This is a genomic window from Streptomyces sp. T12, assembly GCF_028736035.1.
In the GTDB taxonomy this organism is placed as follows: domain Bacteria; phylum Actinomycetota; class Actinomycetes; order Streptomycetales; family Streptomycetaceae; genus Streptomyces.
The window spans coordinates 9,557,958-9,577,104 of the sequence record NZ_CP117866.1 but is presented as its reverse complement, the minus strand read 5'-3'; the positions used below and the strand labels follow the sequence as shown (position 1 = coordinate 9,577,104).

The window sequence follows — 19,147 nt, the reverse complement described above, 5'->3', positions numbered from 1 at the left end:
ACGCGCAGCGCGGTGTCCTCCGATTCGGGGAGGCGCTTGACCTTGCTGCTGGCCCATCGGCTGATGGCCGCCCACATCGCGCTGGTCGGGGCCCTCACCGGCCTGTACATGACCATCCCGGACCTGCGCACGCCGCTGTGGGCCGTCATCGGGCTGGCGGGTGCCGCCGCCGTTGTCGTCGGCGTACACCTCCACCGGCCCGCGCACCGCTGGCCGTGGTGGGTGCTCGCCGCCGGGCTGCTGGCCTTCGCCGCGGGCGACACCTACTACAACGTGCAGGAGGCGTACTTCGCCGCGACCAATCCGTTCCCGTCGCCGGCGGACGCCTGCTACCTCGCCGTGTATCCGTTGTTCGCCGCGGGCCTGTTCGGTCTGGTGCGGTACCGCTGGGTGGACCATGATCTGCCGAGCCTGCTGGACGCGCTGATCATCACCGCGGGGCTCGCCCTGCCGGTCTGGGTGTATCTGGTGCAGCCGCTCGCCCGGCTGGAGGGCCTCACCTGGGAGCAGCGCGCGATCAGCATCGCCTACCCACTCGGGGACATCCTGGTGCTGGCGCTCCTCGCGCGGCTGCTCGCCCCCAGCCCCGTGTCCGGCTCCAACCGCGCCGTCCAGCTGCTCGTGCTGGGCACGCTCACGCTGCTCTGCTTCGACATCGCGTACGGGATCCTCCAGCTCAACGGCACATGGCAGGCCGGCACGGTGCTGGACTCGGGCTGGATCGTCTTCTACACGGCGTGGGGACTGGCCGCGCTGCACCCCTCGATGGCGGAGCTGACCGCGTCGGAATCGCAGCCGCAGTCTCTGCTGCCGCCCTGGCGCCGGCTTGTGCTGCTCACGGCGGCCACGCTGATCCCGCCCACGGTCCTGGTGTACGAGGAGCTCGCGGGCCGCGTGCGTGACGCGGCGGTACTGGGCGCGTTCTCCAGCGTGATGTTCCTCCTGGTGATCCTGCGGCTGGCGGTGATGGTCGTGGCGCACCGCAAGGCCATGGCGCGGGAGCAGGCACTGCGCACCGCGGCCGCCTCACTGGTGGCCGCGTTCTGGCCGGAGGAGATCGCCCGGACCTGCGACACCGCGGTCGCCACGCTGTTCGGGCCGAAGGCCCGGCATGTGGCCATGCTCCTGTCGGCCCGGGACGCCCAGAACCTGTACACGCGCCTTGCGCGGTCCCCCGTCCGGATCGGCGGGCGATGGATCACGGATCGTGCCGTGCCCTCGGGGGACGGGCCGGCCGATCCCGTCCGCCACCACACCCTCGTTCTTCCCAGTGACGTGTTGGGGCCGGTCATCGCCGCCCGGCTCGGGGATCTGCCGACGGCCCTGGTCTGCCCCATGGTCCAGCGCGACCGCCCGGGCGGCGGCGAGCTTCGGGGCGCCCTGGTGGCGGCCGGCCCCGACCGTCAGCTCGCCGAGATCCGCGGCTCACTGGAGATCCTGGCCTCGCACGCGGGGCTGGCGACGGAGCGCGTCACGCTGCGGCGGGAGATCATCCGCACGGAGAGCGAGGCGTACTTCCGCACCCTGGTGCACAACGCCACGGACGTCATCCTCATCGTCAACGACGACGCAACCGTCCGCTACGCCACTCCGTCCGCACAGGCCGTGTTCGGCAGCGGCGTCGAGCTGCCCGGGAGACAGCTGCCGGAACTGCTCGATCCGCGGGACCGGGACCGGGTGACCCGGACCCTGACGGCCCTGCTGAACAGCGGGCGCCAGGAGGCGCACGACCACTGGTGGGTGGCGCGGGGAACGCGCCGCATCGAGGTGGAGGCGCGCTGCCGTGACCTGCGGCAGGACCGGACCGTGGGCGGTCTGGTGGTGACGCTGCGGGACGTCACCGAGCAGCGTCAGTTGGAGCATGAGCTCACCCAGCGGGCCTTCCACGACTCGCTGACCGGTCTGCCCAACCGGACCCTGCTGCTGGAGCGGACGGAGCGCGCACTGCTGCGCAGCCGCCGGGAATCGACGATCACCTGTCTGCTCTTCATCGACCTGGACGACTTCAAGATCGTCAACGACACGCTGGGCCACTCGGTCGGCGACCGGCTGCTGCGCGCCGTGGGAGAGCGCCTGTCGGGGACACTGCGCCGTACCGACACGGCGGCCCGGCTCGGCGGCGACGAGTTCGCCGTGCTGATGGAGGACGCGAAACAGCCTCTCGACGCCGAACTCCTGGCCGCGCAGGTGATCCAGACGCTCAACCGGCAGTTCCAGCTGGCCGATGAATCGGTGAGCATCTCCGCCAGCGTGGGGGTGGCCACGGCCAGGGACAGCGCGGACGCCGAGGAACTGCTGGCCCTCGCCGATCTGGCCCTGTACGCGGCCAAGGCCTCCGGGAAGCGCCAGTGGCGCCGCTTCCAGCCGCAGCAGCGCGCCCGCGTGATGGAACGCCAAGACCTCCAGGCGCGCCTCAACAGTGCGATCGCCCACCAGGAGTTCACTCTGCGCTACCAGCCGGTCGTGGACATCACCGCGAACGAGGTCGTGGGCTTCGAGGCGCTGGCCCGCTGGCCGCGCATGGGAGGCGATCCGGTGCCACCGGGGCAGTTCATTCCGCTCGCCGAGGAGACCGGCCACATCTCGGAGCTGGGCACCTGGGTGCTGCACCACGCCACGGCCGACATCGCCCGGCTGCAGCACCGCGCCGGACTGGCCAGGGCGCCGTACCTCAGCGTCAATGTCTCCGCGCGGCAGTGGCGGGACACGGGCTTCCTGCACGAGGTGTGCGGGGCCCTGGACACCGCTGCCCTGGTCCCGGGCACGCTGCTGCTGGAGCTCACCGAGTCGGTACTCATGCAGCGGACCGAGCAGATCGACACGCTCATCCGGGCACTGAAGGACCTCGGTGTGCGCATCGCGGTGGACGACTTCGGCACCGGATACTCCTCGCTGCGCTATCTACGGGACTTCCCCATCGACGTACTGAAGATCGACAAGACGTTCATCGACGACGTACCGCAGGACCCCCGACAGGTCGCCCTCGTCGAGGGCATCATCCGCCTCGCCGACACGCTCGGGCTTCAGGTGATCGCCGAGGGTATCGAGAAGCAGCAGCAGTGGGAGCTGCTGGCGGACATCGGCTGCCGGTACGGGCAGGGCTACCTGTTCGCACGGCCGATGACGGTGGAGCAGTCAGAGGCCGTCCTGCAACAACACGGCGGTGTCCGGCCGTCTCCGCAGACCTGAACGCGAGGGAGCGCCACCATGCGCACGATCGGCACCCACGTCGAAGTCCCGGGAGACCGGCGTGACCCACGGTTGGACGACCTCGACCACCTGCGGCGGACCTGCCCCATGAGCGACGCCGTGCTGGACGAGGTGCGCGGCCGGCACATCCGCAGCGGCGACCACTGGCTGATCGACTTCGCGTCCTGCAACTACCTGGGCTTCGACTGGGATCCCGAGATCATGGACCAGATCGAGCCGGCCGTACGGCGGTGGGGGACGCACCCCAGCTGGTCGCGGCTGCTGGGCAGCCCACGGCTCTACACGGACATCGAGGAACGGCTCGCCGCACTGCTCGGCGCACCGGACACGCTGCTGCTGCCCACCGCCACCCTCATCCACGCCTCGGTGATCCCGGTCCTCGCCGGTGCGGGCCACGTCTTCGTCGAGGCCAGGGCGCACAAAACGGTGTACGACGGCTGTGTGTCGGCCCGGGGCCAGGGCGCGCGTGTGCAGCGCTTCAGCGCCGAGCGGCCCGAGGAGTTGGACGCTGCGCTGCGGGCCCTGCCGTGCGACGGGCCCCGGCTGGTCTGCCTGGACGGTGTCGACAGCATGAGCGGGAACATTCCCGACCTTCCGGTACTGGCCGGGATCTGCCGGGACCGTGGCGCGACGCTGTACGTGGACGACACTCACGGTTTCGGTGTCATCGGGGAGCGGACAGCAGCCGAGCCCTGCCCGTACGGATCGCGCGGCAACAGCGTCGTCCGGCACACGGGTGAGACCTACGACGGCATCGTCCTCGTCGGCGGTTTCTCCAAGGCGTACTCGTCGCTGCTGGCCTTCCTCGCCCTGCCCTCCCGGCTCAAGGACCACCTGAAGACCGCCGCCGGCCCCTATCTCTACTCCGGTCCCTCGCCGACGGCGTCCCTGGCCACGGCGCTCGCCGGTCTGACGGTCAACGACCGCCGTGGGGACGCGATCCGCGCCGACCTGTACCGCAAGACCGCGTGGGTCCTCCGGCATGTGCGCGGCCTCGGCCTGGCCACCCCGAGTGTCCGCGAGTTCCCGATCGTGGAGATCCCGCTCGCCGACGCGGCCGATCTGGAAGCGGTCGCCCGCTTCCTGTGGGATCGCGGCATCTACGTGACCCTCGCGGCCTATCCCCTTGTCCCCCGCGACCGGGTCGGCTTCCGGATCCAGGTCACGGCGCTCAACTCCGACGAGGACATCGACCGGCTCAACGACACGCTGAGTCTGCTGGCCGAGCACCGCGTCCTGAGGCGCAGGAGGTGAGCCAGGCATGCCTACGTCCAAGGCCCCGGGTGCCGTGCCGGTCCGCAACGACGACGTGGACTGGGACAGCTGGCCCGTCCAGGACTACCTCGCCGAGAACTACCGCGAGCTGCACCCGTCCGACGCGGCGGTCATCGCCCACCACGCGGGGCTGTTCCGGGAGTTGGTGCCCGGGAGCATCGCACGGTCCGTGGAGTTCGGTGCCGGACCCAACCTGTACCCGCTCATGCTGGCCGCCTCCGCCGGCCGCCGCGTCGACGCCGTGGAGGCGGGTGCGGCCAACGTCGCCTATCTGACCGGGCAGCTCCACCTCGGCCCCGACGCCAGCTGGCAGCCCTTCTACGCGCTGTGCAGGCGGAATGTCCCGAGCCTTCCGGCTTCCCTCCCGGAGGCACTGTCTCGGGTACGTGTCGTGCACGGTGACGTCCGGGCCCTGCCGCCCGGCATGTACGGTCTCGCCTCGATGCACTTCGTGGCCGAGGGCGCGACCGAGGACTTCACGGAGTTCACCGAGTTCTGCCGCCTCTTCGCCCACTGCGTCGTCCCGGGCGGGTATCTCGTGGCCGCGTTCATGGAGAACATGCCCACGTACCGCATCGGCCGTGCCTCACGCTGGCCGGGCTGCCCGGTGGACCCGGACGCCGTCCGGGAGGTGTTCGCGCCGCTGACCGAGCGGCTCTCGGTGACCCGGATCAACGCCGACCCGACTCTCCCGGACTACGGCGACTCGGGGATGGTCCTGATGACAGGGCGAACGCCGTCTCCACCAAGGCGATGTGGCTGAACGCCTGTGGTGCGTTGCCCAGTTGGCGGCCTGCGTCCGGGTCCCACTGCTCGGCGAGCAGACCGACGTCGTTACGGATGGCGAGGGCCCGTTCGAAGACCTCCCGGGCCTGCCGGGGATGCCCGATGGCGGCGAGGGCGTCTGCATACCACAGGGTGCACGCGACGAACGTGCCCTCGGGGCCGCGCATGCCGTCCACATCGTGCACGCCGTGGCCGGCTGGGCCGTACCGCCGGACGAACCCGCCGTGGTTCAGCCGCTGTACGGCCCGAACGGTGCCGCGCACTCGCTCGTCCCGGGCCGACAGGAAGCCGAGCCTGGGCATCAGCAGGGTCGAGGCGTCCAGGGCCGAGGAGCCGTAGGACTGCACGAAGGAGCCCTGCCGCGCGTCCCACCCCTCCCGGCAGACCTCCCGGTGCACCTCGTCCCGCAGAGCCCGCCACTGGCCCGAGGATCCATTGCGGCCGAGCGACTCCCCCATGCGCAGCGCCCGGTCGGCGGCCACCCAGGCCATGACCTTGGAATGGACGAACTGCCGCCCCGGACCACGTACCTGCCACAGTCCCTGATCGGGTTCGCGCCAGTGCCGGACAAGGTGGCTCATCAGCGCCTCCACCACGCTCCACACCCGGGCGGGCATGGGTATCCCCGCCCGCAGCGACAGGCAGAGAGCGTCCAGGACCTCGCCGTACACGTCGAGCTGGAACTGGCTCTCCGCCGAGTTCCCGAACCGGACCGGCTGCGATCGCTCGTAGCCGGGCAACCAGGGTGCCTCGGTCTCGTGCAGGAGCCGCTGTCCCCCGACGCCGTACACGGTCTGGAGGTGGGCGGGGTCGCCCGCGATGGCCCGCATCAGCCAGTTCAGCCATGCCGTGGCCTCGTCGCGGTAGCCGCTGCGCAGCAGGCAGGAAAGGGTCAGGGTGGAGTCGCGCAGCCAGCAGAACCGGTGGTCCCAGTTGCGTTCCCCTCCGATGCACCCGGGGAGCGAGGTGGTCGGTGCCGCGACGATGCCGCCCGTCGGGGCGTAGGTGAGCGCCTTGAGGGTGATGAGCGACCGCACGACCGCGTCCCGCCAGGGTCCCTCGTAGCGGCACCGGGCGGTCCAGGCCCGCCAGAAGTCACTCGTCTCCTTCAGCGCGGTCTCCGCCGGAACGGACAGTGATGCGGGCGCCCCGGGCAGGTGCGAAGGCGACCACACGAGCGTGAGGGCCAGCCGCTGACCGGCGGGGACCGTGAAGTCGAGCACGGTGGGGTCCTGCCGATCGGGTACGCACACCGGCCCGTCGGCGTGCAGCCAGACGGCGTCCGGGCCGGCGACCGCGACCGTACCGGCCTCGGCGTCCCGGACCCACGGCACGACCCGGCCCTGGTGGAACCGCAGCCGCAGTTCACTGCGCATGGGCACGGAACCCGACACGCCCTCGACGACGCGGACCACGCACGGCAACTGCGTACGCGGAGGCATGAAGTCCGTGACCCGAACCGTGTCGCCCCCGCTGCGCCACTCGGTTTCCAGGGCCAGTGTGTCCTGCCGGTAGGCCCGGCGCGTACAGCGCCCGCCCGTACGCGGAGCCACCCGCCAGAAACCGTTGGCTTGAGTGCCCAGCAAGGCGGCCAGGCACGCGGGAGAGTCGAACCGAGGCAGGCACAACCAGTCGATGGACCCGTCCCTGCCCACCATGGCGGCGGTTTCCAGGTCACTGAGGAGGGCGTAATCCTCGATGGGGGAACTCATGATCGGGATTACGCCGTCGTGCGCTTTGCCGCACTTCCAGGATACAGCGCATACGTTTACGTTGTATACGGATGGCGTCACCCGCAAGTCATCGGGTCGAGCGGTAAGCGGTAAGCGGTAAGCGGTAAGGAGAAGGCCCATGGAGAAGGACCCCGAAACCGGCCCGGCCAGGCGTGCGAGTGACCGCGGGCGGCACGGCAGGCTCAGTCGGGAGCGGGTGCTTGCCGCCGCCCTGGATCTGGTTGATCGCGAAGGTCTCTCCGCCTTGAGCATGCGTCGCCTGGGATCCGAACTCGGCGTCGAGGCCATGGCCCTGTACCGCTACGCGTCCAGCAAGGACGCGCTCCTGGACGGGCTGGTCGAGGCCCTCTACCTGGAACTGGAGGACCGTCTCGCCCCGGCGTCCCCCGAAAGTGCGGCACTGGCCGAGGGCTCTGGTGCCCAGGGACCCGAGTGGCGGGCCGACCTTCACCGCATCGCCCTGATCACTTACGAGGTCTGCTTCGCTCACCCTCAGGTTGTGCCGCTGATCGCCACGCGCATGATGGCGGTTCCGCTGGCCCGCAGGCCGGCGGCGGTCCTCAGAGACCATGAGCGGGTGCTCGCGCTGCTCCGTGGGGCAGGGCTCGACGAGGAGCGTACCGTCGCCGTCTTCCACGCCTTCACCGCGTGGGTCCTCGGATACGTGGCCGTGGAACTGCGGGCCATGGTCGACAACCCCGACGAGCCGGATCCCGCCTTCCGTCTCGGCCTGCACCGCATGCCGCCCCAGGAGCTGCCCACGCTCCGAGCGATCGCCCCGGCCCTCGCCGAGCGGGGCGGGCCGGAGGGCCTGGCCGCCGGGGTGGACGCGGTGATCGACCGTTTCGTCGACGCGGAGTGAGAAAGCGGGGGCGTTCGGCGGGAAGCGGTCAGCCGGCGAACGGGCCCTCCAGCGCCGCCCATTGCAGCAGCATGATCGTCTTGGCGTCGGCGATCTCCCCGGTGCGGATCATCGCCAGGGCCCGGCGGAAGGGCAGTTCGACGATCTCGATGTCCTCGCCCTCCTCGTCCAGGCCGCCGCCCTCGTGGGTGCGGGTCGAGGGGCCGTAGGCGGCGGCGTAGAAGCTGACGCGTTCGGTGACCGAGCCCGGGCTCATATAGACGTCGAAGACGTGCCGGACCTCGCCGATGGTGTGCCCGGTCTCCTCCACCACCTCACGCCGCACCGCGATCTCCGGGTGCTCGTCCTCGTCGTCGAGCAGCCCGCCCGGCGTCTCGACGAGCATCCCGTCGGGGTGGCCGTTGACGTACACCGGGAAGCGGAACTGGCGGGTGAGCAGGACGGTTTCGCGTTCGGCGTCGTACAGCAGCATGGTCGCCCCGTTGCCGCGGTCGTGCGTCTCGCGCTGCTGGGTGCTCCAGGTTCCGTCGGCTTGCTGGAAGTCGAAGGTCGTCGTGCGCTCGACGTACCAGTGGCTGGACAGGAGCTGCACGTCCCGCACCTTGACCCGGGGGTTGCCGGTCAGGTCCCGGCCGGCCTGGTCGAGTCCGGTGCGGCCACGGCGGTCGGGGGTGTCGATGCCGGCGGTCATCGGGCACCGGCCTGATGGATGGGCGAGTTGGTCATGGTCCGCTTCTACCATCCTTCAGTCCTCGATGTCGGCCTCGTCCACCATCTGCGCCGACGCGGGCGGCCGGACGTCCAACGGCTCGTCGAAGGCACTGAACGACCTGGTGGTGACGTTCCCGCCGCCCTTGTAGACGGTCCTCAGGCGCGAGGTGACCGTGCCGTCGTGGTCGTTGTCCGGGGTGTTGCAGACCCAGCAGTGCCTTCGTCATGGGAATCGTTCGCATCGCCCCCCCGGCGTCCCCCGAGACTCTCCGCTTGGTCCCCCGCATGGCCAGCCGGATCCAAGTCGCAGGTGACCGACTGCCAGGCGTTCGACGTGACTACCGTTCAGGGTTCGTGCGGCTCAGAGCCACGGTCCTCCGCGCCGCTTGTGCGGTGGCCATTGCCTAGGAAGACTGCCTGCCCCGCAGCGGGACCTCCCGGATCAGCCAGGACACCGCGAACGCCACAGCGCCCAGTGCTGCCGTGCCGAGCGCGACACCGTGCAGGCCGTCGACGACGCCGGCCCGGAACGCGTCCTGGACCGGGCCGGGCAGGTCCCGCAGCAGCGCGGGAGTGAGCTCCCCGCCGGTCAGTCGCTGCCCGTCGGCGCCGAGCCGGTCCGTGACGGCGGCGGCGAGACGGTTCGTATAGACGGAACCGAGGACTGCGACGCCGAGCGAGCCGCCGATGGTGCGCAGCAGTGTCTGGGTGCCGCTGGCCGCGCCCATGTCGCGCGGTTCGGCGCTGTTCATCGTGATCAGCATCGTCGGCTGCATCAGGCAGCCGATCCCCACGCCGAGCACGAACGCCAGGCCGGAGGCCGCACTCGCGGTCGTGCCGGTGCGGAGCGTCAGCAGGGCCAGGGCACCCACCGTGGTCAGCGCGCCGCCCGCGATCGGGTAGCGGCGGTAGCGGCCGCCGTCGCTCACCCGCCGCCCGATGGCGAGCTGCGCGCCGATCATGCCGAGCATCAGCGGGATGAGCAGCAGTCCGCTCTCCGTGGACGACATGCCCTGCACGAACTGCATGTACTGCGGCAGATAGCTCGCGGCCGCCAGCATGGCCGCACCCGTGACGAAGCTGAGGACCTGCGCCACCGTGAAGTTGCGGTCGCGGAACAGCCGGGGCGGGATCACCGGCTCCGGGGCGCTCCGCTCCACACGTACGAAGGCGGCGAGCGTCGCCACGGACACCAGGCCGAGTCCGATGATCTGCGGTGATGTCCAGGCGTACGTCGTTCCTGCCCAGCTCGCTAGCAGTGTCAGGGCGAGGATCGCAACGGTCAGCAGCCCCGCGCCGGCGAGGTCGATCCGCGCCCTGACGCGTTCGCCGCGCAGTCGCACCCCGAAGCCGATCAGGGCGAGCGCCATGACGCCGACCGGCACATTGACGTAGAACACCCATCGCCAGTCCCACTGGTCGGTGAGGAAGCCGCCGATCAGCGGCCCGCCGATCGTCGCGGCAGGCAGCAGCACCCCGATGAGCGACTGGGCGCGCCCGGCCTCCGCCGGAGCGAGCAGCGTGCCGATGAGTGAGAGAGCTCCCACGAACAGGCCGCCTGCGCCGACGCCCTGCAGCGCGCGGAAGGCGATCAACTGCCCCATGTCCTGGGCGAGTCCGCACAGTACGGAGCCGACGAGGAAGACCGTGATGGATGCGAGGTAGCTGCCCTTGCGGCCGTACAGATCGCCGAGCTTGCCCCATATCGGTGTGGAGACGGCCATGGTGAGCAGATAGGCGGTGAGCACCCAGGACAGCTGGTCGAGACCGCCCAGGTCGCCGACGATGGTGGGCAGTGCGGTGCCGACGACGGTGCCGTCGAGCGTGGCGAGCACGATGCCGAGCAGCAGGCCGAGGATGACGAGTTGGGAAGGCGGGGCATCGCTCTCGTCCGGTGTGGTGGTTCCGGGGTGCTTGTCGTCCGCACGTTGCTTCATGAAGTCGAAGTCCCTGACGGTTTCGGGGCCGGCTCAGGCGACGTACGAGCGAAGGGCCTTGGCGGCACGCAAGGCGTGGCCCCACCAGGCCAGCTGATCGAGCAGCGCCTTCGCGGCGGTGTCGGCGGCCGGGTCCCTGACAGCGCCGGACTCGTCGAATCGGCTCCAGGCTTCGTGGAAGCTGACCGTGTTGCGGATGGTCGTGGCATTCAGCTCGGCCATGACGACCCGCAGATGCTCCACCGCGCGCAGACCGCCCGACAGACCCCCGTACGAGACGAACGCGACCGGCTTGCCGTGCCACTGCTCGTTGTGCCAGTCAATGGCGTTCTTGAGGGGTGCCGGATAGCTGTGGTTGTACTCGGGCGTGACGAACACGAACGCATCGGCGGCGGCGAGCCGCGGCGTCACCAGGGCAAGCGCCTCCTCGGTGCCGGGCGGCGACTGCTGGCCGAAGGCCGGGAACACCGTCGGCAGCGGGGTCTCCGCGAGGTCGACGACATCGGCGCGCATGTCGTGGCGCTGCTCCAGGTGGCCGCTGAGCCACTTCGTCACGACGGGCCCGAAGCGGCCCTCGCGGGTGGAGCCGACGAGTACGGCGACGCGGAGTGGCGCGATTGTGGCAGGCATGGCGGACCCCCTGGTTGTGTACGTTGTATCCGAATGAGTACAACGTACACATCGATGTGTACACCGTCTACTGGAGATACGCTGTACGCGACATCGGCGATGAGGAGCTGTGCCATGGCGGCGCGGAAGCAGGACGAGAGCAAGGGTGTGGAGCCCTCTGTCTGGGAGCGCATGGAGCGGCCCGCCTCCGCACCCCGAGCCTCACTGAGCCTGGAGCGGATCGCCGCCGCCGCAGTCGAGATCGCCGACGAGGAAGGCGCCGCCGCCGTCACCATGCGCCGTCTCGCCACGAAGCTCGGCGTCGCCCCCATGGCGGCCTACCGGCATGTGGCAGGCAAGGACGACCTCTGGGCGCTCATGATCGACCGGGTCTCCCGGCAGCTGGCCGTGCCGGACGACGCGGCAGGCTGGCGGGAGGTGCTGCGCTCCTTCGCCCTGCAGACGCGGGAGTTGATGCTGGCGCACCCATGGATGGGATCCATTCCGCTGATCTCGCTCACGCCGTCGCGGATGGCCGTGGCCGAACGGCAGTTGGCGGCGCTCGCCGCGTGCGACCTGGATGCCGACTCGATGATGGCTGCCTTTAGGACCGTCAACTCCTACGTGCACGGCTCGACCCAGGCCGAGATCGTCCTGCGCGAGTACCAGGAGCGGCACGGCTGGGCCGGCGGTGACGAGACCCGACAGGCGCTCGCCCCGCAGATGAACTACCTGATGAGCACGGGCCGTTACCCGACCTACGAGCGTTACGCCGTGGGGGCGGCGCGCAAGGACGACCACACCTGGGCGTTCGAGTTCGGCCTCGACTGCGTGCTCGAAGGCATCGCGGAGCGCCTCGGCATCTGAACTTCCCCGCGCCCGGATGAGGGGATCCAACGGGGGCGGGGCCCTCCGCCGCATGATGTTCTGTCGCCAAGACAAGACCCCCCTCGGACGAGCGTTCCGAGGAGGGCAAGCCTGCACTGACCCTCGGCCTGGCGCCCTGACCTGCGCCCTGGCAGTGAGTGCGAGTGGGGCAATGAGCCGGTATGACCGGGCGCCAACCGGCGGTCTCTCCCCTCTACCTGAGTGTTCTCATTACCGAGTACTGCGGCGGGAGGGGCGAATCAGTCGGCTCAGTCGGCTCAGACGGTGTCGTTGAGGTCTTGGGCGTATGTCTCGATGGCCCGCCGGTACTGGCGCACGTAAGGGTCCTCGCTGGTGGTGGCGAGTAGCTTGAGCAGGATTTGCATGGCTTCGTGGTGCTGGTTGGTGTTGAACAGGGCCATGGCGAGGAAGGTCTGCAGGGCACCGTCATCGGGAAACTCGGCCGCGCCTTGGCGGAGGGTGTCGACCGCCTGGGTGTGCCGGCCGAGTGTCCGGTAGGTGCTGCCGAGGCCGAGGAGAGCTCCGCGGCGGTCCTCTTGCGACAGCCCTGATTTACCGAGACTGCCTACATAGAAGGGGACAGCCTCCGCCTCCAGGCCGAGCACGTCATGGACCCAGGCAGTCTGGTAAGCCACCTCGGCGTCCTTGATCTCAGCGGAACAACGTGAGCCGTTCATTGTCCGGCCGACCACCGAACAGAGGCAGGCGATCAGCGAACGGACCAGCTCAGGTTTGACGAAGGACATAGAGGCACCCCCCAACCCCGCTCCATCCCCGTTCACCGACTGACCATGCTCATGATCGGAGGCGAGAGCCTGGCTGCCCGCTGCTCCCACTGCCTCGCCTGGGCCACCTGAACGGCTCAGCGCTGCTGGTCCGGAGGAGGCGCGGGTCTGTTAGCGATGTGACCTTGGTGGAAGGGATGGGCGCGCAAACGGATCCGAGGAGGCGGAATGTCGGACGGCCTGATCGAGGGCTGCGCGCCGTGTGCTGTCCCGAGGGGCGGCGAGGACCTGCCACCGGACCTGTCCCGCAGCGGCTTCCAGCAGCTGAGCGCCGTCGCCGACGCCGTCCTCTACGAGGGCTACCTCCTCTACCCCTACCGTCGGTCGTCGACCAAGAACCGCGTCAGGTGGCAGTTCGGGGTGCTCTTCCCCCGCGACTGGGTGGAGGCGGCCGGCCCCGTGGTCCCGGGCGTGTCCGGCTCCGCGGACTCCTGGTACCAGCAGACCGAGTGTCTGCTGCGCGTCCGAGGGCCCGGCGCTGTCGTACGGGTGAGGGTGCGGTACCTGCAGATGCAGCACAAGCAGGTGGAGGCGGCCGGCCGGGACGGCGGCCACCGTGCGGTCGCGTCGCTTCGGACGGACGACGGCGTGGCCCATCTGACCTTCGACGAGGCGGTACCGCGCGAGGTCGACCTCGCCGTCCCCCTGGACGACCTGCTGACGGGTGAACGCACCGCCGCGGTGGGAGCGGCAGCCGGCACGGACATCGAGCCGTTGCCCCGGGGCGCCGGACGGGTCGTACGGCGGCGCGAGGAGGTACGGGCGCACACCACGCTCACGGCCGAGCGGCACTCGGAGGGCGTGTACCGGCTCCGGGTCCTCACCGCGAACACGGGGCCCGCGCCCGAGCCGCACACCCCCCGCGACGAGGCCCTGCGCGGTGCCCTCATCGCCACGCACACGCTCATCGCCGGTCAGGGCGTGGAGTTCGTCTCGCTGATCGATCCGCCCGCACCGCTGGAGGAGCACGCGCGCGCGTGCCGGAACGAGTTCGCCTTTCCCGTTCTCGGTGGGGAACCGCCCGCTGAGGAGACCGGCGCCGGCGCCACCGGAGACCTTCTGCTCGCCTCGCCGATCATCCTCCCCGACCATCCGCAGGTGGCCCCGGAGAGCCCGGGGGATCTCCACGACGCGGCGGAGATCGACGAGATCCTCACGCTGCGCACGATGCTGCTGACGGACGAGGAGAAGAGCGAAGCGCGCGCCACCGACCCGCGGGCCGCCGCGATCCTCGACCGCGTCGACACCATGCCCCCGGAGGTCTTCGCGCGCCTGCACGGCGCCGTCCGCTCCCTGACGCCAGTCACCCCGGCCGCCGAAGGTCCTCCCTCACCTGCCGCCCCGGCCGCCGAAGGACCCCCCTCGTCTGTCCCCCCGGCCGCCGAAGGCCCCCTCCCACCTTCCACCCCCGCCGCCCAACACCCCGACCCACCTGTCACCCCCACCCCCGAACGACCCGCCTGGTGGCACGAGGGCGCCGACGCCGGGCTGTGCCCGAGCACCGACACCGTGCTCGTCGGCGGCGTGCCCGTCGCAGGAGGCAGCCGCGTGCGGCTGCGCCCCCGGGGCCGGGGGGCCGACGCCCAGGACATGTTCCTGGTCGGCCGGACCGCCCAGGTGGCCGCCGTCTTCCACGACGTGGACGGGAGCACGCACCTCGCCGTCACCGTCGACGACGACCCCGCGACCGAACTGCACGCCTGGTACGGCCGCTTCCACTACTTCCGGCCCGACGAACTCGAACCACTGGAGCCGACCGACTCCGACACCCCCCACAGCGGAGGCCGATGACATGACAACCCACAGCGGCACCACCGAGGTCAGCGGCGAACCCAGCCGCGGCGAGGACCGGCAGGGCTTCGACGAGATCCACATCCTCTGGATCTCCGAGGGCATGAGCTGCGACGGCGACACCGTCTCCCTGACGGCCGCCGACCAGCCCTCCATTGAGGATCTGGTGCTCGGTCTGATCCCGGGCCTGCCGAAGGTGAACCTGGTCAACAAGGTGCTCTCCCCGAGCCTGGGCGGCGAGGACTTCCTCGCTCCCTACCGGGCGGCGGCCCGCGGTGACCTGGCCCCGTTCATCCTCGTCATCGAGGGTTCGGTCCCCAACCAGAACGTCATCGAGGGCGACGGCTACTGGACGTCCTTCGGCAACGACCCGGAGACCGGTGAGCCGCAGACCCTGAACCACTGGATCGACGAACTGGCCCCCAAGGCCTGGGCGGTGGTGGCCGCCGGCACCTGCGCCACCTTCGGCGGCATCCACGCGATGGCCGGCAACCCGACCGGATGCATGGGCCTCGCCGACTATCTGGGCTGGGACTTCAGGTCACAGGGCGGGCTGCCCGTGGTGAACGTGCCGGGCTGCCCGATCCAGCCCGAGAACTTCATGGAGACCCTGATCTGGGTCCTCTACCACGCGGCCGGCTCCGCTCCCCCGCCGCCGCTGGACCACATGCTGCGCCCGCAGTGGCTGTTCGGGAAGACGGTCCACGAGGGCTGCGACCGTGGCTCGTACTACGAGCAGGCCAGCTTCGCCGGTGACTACAACTCCCCCAAGTGCCTGGTCAAGACGGGCTGTTGGGGTCCGGTGGTCAACTGCAACGTGCCCAAGCGCGGCTGGATGGCCGGCATCGGCGGCTGCCCGAACGTCGGCGGCATCTGCATCGGCTGCACCATGCCCGGCTTCCCCGACGCGTTCATGCCGTTCATGGACGAGCCGCCCGGCGGAACGCTGTCGTCGATCGCCATCAAGCCGTACGGCGCCGTCATCCGCCGCCTGCGCGGCTTCACCAACGAGCTGGTCAACCACGAGCCCAGATGGCGCCACAACAAGCGGAAGCTCACCAGCGGTTACGACCCGCACTGGCGGCCCTGAACCGCGCGACACCCACCCCACCGGGGACCTACGGACACCGACCGACAGCGAGGGGCAGTAACAGCGATGACCACAACCGAGGCCCGGCCCACGGGACGCAAGCCGGCGCAGATCGTGGACATGTCCTGGGATCCGATCACCCGGATCATCGGCAACCTGGGCATCTACACGAAGATCGACTTCGCCAACCGGGAAGTCGTGGAGTGCCACAGCACCTCGTCGCTCTTCCGCGGCTACTCGGTGTTCATGAAGGGCAAGGACCCCCGGGACGCGGGCTTCATCACCTCGCGCATCTGCGGCATCTGCGGCGACAACCACACCACCTGCTCCGACTACGCCCAGCAGATGGCCTACGGCGTCAAGCCGCCCCGGCTGGCCGAGCACATCGTCAACCTCGGCGAAGCGGCCGAGTACATGTTCGACCACACGATCTTCCAGGACAACCTGGTGTTCGTGGACTTCTGCGAGGCGATGGTCAAGGCCACCAACCCCGGTCTGCTGGCCCGCGCCGAACGCACCGACGCGCCCCGCGGGGACATCCACGGCTACCGCACGATCGCCGACATCATGAAGGCGTTCAACCCGTTCGAGGGCGAGGTCTACAAGGAGGCCCTGAAGGTCAGCCGGGTCACCCGTGAGATGTTCTGCCTGATGGAGGGGCGGCACGTCCACCCCTCCACGCTCTACCCCGGTGGCGTCGGCACGCTGCCGCAGCCGACCGTCTTCACCGACTACCTCAGCCGGCTCATGCGGGTCATCGACTTCGTCAAGAAGGCCGTCGCGATGAACGACGACGTCTTCGACTTCTTCTACGAGGCGCTGCCCGGCTACGAGGAGGTCGGCCGGCGCCGCATCCTGCTGGGCTGCTGGGGCGCCTTCCAGGACCCCGACGTCGTCGACTACCGCTACGAGAACATGAACCGGTGGGGCAGGGCGATGTACGTCACCCCGGGCGTCGTCGTCGACGGCGAGCTGGTCACCAACGACCTCGTCGACATCAACCTCGGCCTGCGCATCATGCTGGGCAGCTCCTACTACGAGGACTGGGTGGGCGAGGAGCCCTTCGTCACCCACGACCCGCTCGGCAACCCGGTCGACATGCGCCACCCGTGGAACCAGACCACCGTCCCGGTGCCGCAGAAGCGCGACTTCGACGGCAAGTACAGCTGGGTGATGAGCCCGCGCTGGCTCGACGGGCGCACCGGGGACCACCTCGCCCTGGACACCGGCGGCGGCCCGCTCGCCCGGCTGTGGTCGACCGCGCTGAGCGGCCTGGTCGAAACCCCGTACATCAAGGCCACCGGCCACAGCGTGCGCATCTCGCTGCCCAAGGGCGAGACGCTGCCGGAGACCACCCTGGAGTGGCGCATCCCGAAGTGGAGCAACACCATCGAACGGGACCGCGCCCGGCCGTACTTCGTCGCCTACGCGGCCGCCATGGCCCTGCAGTTCCTGGAAGAGGCCATGGGGCTGGTGCGGGCCGGCGACACCAAGGTGTTCGAGAACTTCGAGGTGCCGGACGAGGCGATCGGCTGCGGCTTCCACGAGGCGGTGCGCGGTGTCCTCTCCCACCACCTGGTGATCAAGGACAAGAAGATCGCCAACTACCACCCGTACCCGCCCACCCCGTGGAACGCCAGCCCCCGCGACAAGTTCGGCACCCCCGGCCCGTACGAGGACGCCGTCCAGGGGCAGCCGATCTTCGAGGAGAACGGCCCGGACGACTTCAAGGGCGTCGACATCATGCGCACCGTCCGCAGCTTCGACCCGTGTCTGCCGTGCGGGGTGCACATGTACGTCGGCAAGGGCAGGACGCTGACCACCCTGCACTCGCCGACGTACGGAGCGAACCATGGCTGAGGCCGGGGCCCCCGCCGGGCGGCTCGCGGACCCGGCCGTCGAGGCCCGGCTGGCCCGGCTCGACGAGCTGCTGGAAGGCCTCGAGGCCGCCCCGGGCCCCATCACCCGCTCCGCCGTGGAGTCCGTACGGCTGCTCACCGAGGTCTACGGCGAGGCGCTGGCCCGGGTCATGGACCTCGCGGACGGGCAGCTGGCCGAACGCCTCGCCGACGACGAGCTGTTGGGGCATCTGCTGGTGCTGCACGCCATCCACCCGGAGCCCGTCGAGCGCCGGGCGGCCCGCGCGGTCGAACGGCTGCGGCCCGCGGTGCGGGAACGCGGCGGCGACGTGGAGTGGGCGGGCGTGCAGGGTGAAGTGGGCCAGGTCCGGCTGACGGCGGGCGGCGGTTGCGGTTCCGGGTGCGGCGGAGGGTCGGCCGACGTCACCGCCGTGGTCCGGGAGGCAGTGCTCGCCGTCGCGCCGGAGCTCACCGCCGTGGAGCCGGTGCAGAGCGCCGCTCCGGCATTCGTACCCCTGACCACGCTGACCCGCCGAGGTGCGCGGTGACCATGGACGGAGCCCTGGCCCGCCTCATCCGCTCCTCGGCCGACCTGACCGTGGCGGCCGACGCGGAGCGGTGCGACCTGTGCGCCGCGCCGGTGCCCGACGAGCACGCTCACCTGTACGACACCGGGGAGGAGCAGGTGCGCTGTGCCTGCGGCCCCTGCTCGGTGCTGTTCGCCGACAGCGGTGCGGGCGAGGGGCGCCACCGGCTCGTTCCCCGCAGGCGGATCCGGCTCCCCCGGGTGGACACTGAGGTCCTGGGCGTGCCCGTGGGCCTGGTCTTCTTCGTGCCCCGGGCCGACGGCACGGTCACCGCCGAGGGCCCGAGCCCGGCCGGGGCCATGCGATGGGAGGTGGACGCGGCGGCCTGGCAGCGGATGGTCGCGGCGTGTCCGCAGCTGGCCTCCATCGCACCGGACGTGGAGGCCCTGCTCGTGAACACCGTGCACGGCCTCGACCACCACTGGATCGTGCCCGTCGACGACTGCTACCGGATGGTCGCCGTCGTACGCCGGGAATGGCAGGGCCTGTCCGGCGGCGGCCGGGTCTGGCCGGCCGTCGAGCGGTTCTTCGAGGACCTCACCGAGCGTCCGTGAACCCGAGCCCTCCGTGGCACGGAGGCGAGGAAGGAGAGCACCCCATGGGCAGCATCAGGGTCGGCCGACGGCAGGCCAAGCCCGACTCGACCGGGCATGTGCGCGGTATGCACCAGGGCAACAGAGGGCCGTACGAGCAGCAGAAAGGGCACCACAAGGACGGCACCGCCGACGCACGCCGCTCCACCGGGATCCATTGGAAGCGGCACGACGCTCTCCTGGACGTCATGCCGAACATCCCGCCGGGATGAGGAACGACAGGGAGTCGTCTGAATGAAGGTCCAACCAGCAGGGAGAACGGCTGTCGCGGAAGCCGGGAGGACGGGGCAACGGGTGCTGATGGCCGAGGCCGCTCTGGCGGGTGCCGTGGCCGTGGCACTGTTCGTCCGGGAGCTCCCGAGCCTGCGGCGCGAGATGCGGATCTGGCGGATGGCCGGCGGCCTGCGCGCGGGCCGCCGCTACCCGTGAGC

General features: G+C 70.4%; 17 protein-coding genes. 12 read left to right on the top strand and 5 right to left on the bottom strand.

The features are described 5' to 3' along the window. The first annotated feature begins 36 nt into the window (after positions 1-36). Genes PBV52_RS42975 through PBV52_RS42970 form a run of 3 tightly spaced genes read left to right on the top strand, consistent with a single transcriptional unit; the run spans position 37 to position 5,248 of the window. A complete protein-coding gene (locus PBV52_RS42975) occupies positions 37-3,189 on the top strand; it encodes a bifunctional diguanylate cyclase/phosphodiesterase (RefSeq protein ID WP_306801468.1) in 3,153 nt (1,050 codons plus the stop codon). An 18-nt stretch (positions 3,190-3,207) separates the two neighbouring features. After that, the gene (locus PBV52_RS51490; protein WP_306801467.1) at positions 3,208-4,464 is read left to right on the top strand and encodes a pyridoxal phosphate-dependent aminotransferase family protein; all 1,257 of its coding nucleotides are present in this window, start codon (positions 3,208-3,210) and stop codon (positions 4,462-4,464) included. A 7-nt stretch (positions 4,465-4,471) separates the two neighbouring features. Then, entirely contained in the window at positions 4,472-5,248 is a 777-nt protein-coding gene (locus PBV52_RS42970) for a class I SAM-dependent methyltransferase (protein WP_274246570.1), read from the top strand. On the opposite strand, the gene PBV52_RS42965 is transcribed toward PBV52_RS42970, so the two are convergent. Further along, positions 5,157-6,983 carry a glycoside hydrolase family 15 protein gene (locus tag PBV52_RS42965; protein WP_274246568.1) on the bottom strand — a complete coding sequence of 609 codons (1,827 nt, stop codon included), beginning with the start codon at positions 6,981-6,983 and terminating at the stop codon, positions 5,157-5,159. The two genes, PBV52_RS42970 and PBV52_RS42965, sit on opposite strands and share 92 nt — an antisense overlap. Positions 6,984-7,122: 139 nt before the next feature. Between PBV52_RS42965 and PBV52_RS42960 the strand changes: the two genes are divergently transcribed. Further along, positions 7,123-7,866 carry a TetR/AcrR family transcriptional regulator gene (locus tag PBV52_RS42960; RefSeq protein ID WP_274246566.1) on the top strand — a complete coding sequence of 248 codons (744 nt, stop codon included), beginning with the start codon at positions 7,123-7,125 and terminating at the stop codon, positions 7,864-7,866. 28 nt (positions 7,867-7,894) lie between these two features. Here PBV52_RS42960 and PBV52_RS42955 read toward each other — a convergent pair whose 3' ends face one another. The 3 genes from PBV52_RS42955 to PBV52_RS42945 form a co-directional block, all read right to left on the bottom strand. Next, positions 7,895-8,557 carry an NUDIX domain-containing protein gene (locus PBV52_RS42955; protein WP_274246565.1) on the bottom strand — a complete coding sequence of 221 codons (663 nt, stop codon included), beginning with the start codon at positions 8,555-8,557 and terminating at the stop codon, positions 7,895-7,897. A gap of 424 nt (positions 8,558-8,981) precedes the next feature. Further along, complete coding sequence (locus PBV52_RS42950; protein WP_274246564.1) at positions 8,982-10,514, bottom strand: MDR family MFS transporter; 1,533 nt, start codon at positions 10,512-10,514, stop codon at positions 8,982-8,984. A 33-nt stretch (positions 10,515-10,547) separates the two neighbouring features. Beyond that, entirely contained in the window at positions 10,548-11,144 is a 597-nt protein-coding gene (locus PBV52_RS42945; protein WP_274246562.1) for an NADPH-dependent FMN reductase, read from the bottom strand. 114 nt (positions 11,145-11,258) lie between these two features. On the opposite strand from PBV52_RS42945, the gene PBV52_RS42940 reads away from it, so the two are divergent. Next, on the top strand, positions 11,259-11,990 hold the full coding sequence (locus PBV52_RS42940) for a TetR/AcrR family transcriptional regulator (RefSeq protein ID WP_274246561.1): 732 nt from the start codon (positions 11,259-11,261) through the stop codon (positions 11,988-11,990). Positions 11,991-12,268: 278 nt separating this feature from the next. Here the strand turns inward: PBV52_RS42940 and PBV52_RS42935 are convergent, their stop codons facing one another. Continuing rightward, positions 12,269-12,757, bottom strand: coding sequence for a tetratricopeptide repeat protein (locus tag PBV52_RS42935; protein WP_274246559.1), 489 nt, complete (start codon positions 12,755-12,757; stop codon positions 12,269-12,271). 207 nt (positions 12,758-12,964) lie between these two features. Here PBV52_RS42935 and PBV52_RS42930 point away from each other — a divergent pair, with 207 nt between their 5' ends. From PBV52_RS42930 to PBV52_RS42900, 7 genes are all read left to right on the top strand, one after another. Next, on the top strand, positions 12,965-14,587 hold the full coding sequence (locus PBV52_RS42930) for a hypothetical protein (RefSeq protein WP_274246557.1): 1,623 nt from the start codon (positions 12,965-12,967) through the stop codon (positions 14,585-14,587). 1 nt (position 14,588) lies between these two features. Continuing rightward, positions 14,589-15,677, top strand: coding sequence for a hydrogenase expression protein HypE (locus tag PBV52_RS42925; RefSeq protein ID WP_274246555.1), 1,089 nt, complete (start codon positions 14,589-14,591; stop codon positions 15,675-15,677). Between the two features lie 66 nt (positions 15,678-15,743). After that, on the top strand, positions 15,744-17,537 hold the full coding sequence (locus tag PBV52_RS42920; RefSeq protein WP_274246552.1) for a nickel-dependent hydrogenase large subunit: 1,794 nt from the start codon (positions 15,744-15,746) through the stop codon (positions 17,535-17,537). Continuing rightward, positions 17,530-18,084, top strand: coding sequence for a NifU family protein (locus PBV52_RS42915; protein WP_274246550.1), 555 nt, complete (start codon positions 17,530-17,532; stop codon positions 18,082-18,084). The genes PBV52_RS42920 and PBV52_RS42915 overlap by 8 nt, the downstream gene beginning before the upstream one ends. Beyond that, positions 18,081-18,677, top strand: a complete 597-nt coding sequence (locus tag PBV52_RS42910) for a DUF5947 family protein (RefSeq protein ID WP_274246548.1) — start codon at positions 18,081-18,083, stop codon at positions 18,675-18,677. Before PBV52_RS42915 ends, PBV52_RS42910 begins: the two co-directional genes overlap by 4 nt. A gap of 44 nt (positions 18,678-18,721) precedes the next feature. Further along, positions 18,722-18,928, top strand: coding sequence for a hypothetical protein (locus PBV52_RS42905; RefSeq protein WP_274246546.1), 207 nt, complete (start codon positions 18,722-18,724; stop codon positions 18,926-18,928). An 88-nt stretch (positions 18,929-19,016) separates the two neighbouring features. Next, positions 19,017-19,145, top strand: coding sequence for a hypothetical protein (locus tag PBV52_RS42900; protein WP_274246544.1), 129 nt, complete (start codon positions 19,017-19,019; stop codon positions 19,143-19,145). The last annotated feature ends 2 nt before the right edge of the window (positions 19,146-19,147 follow it).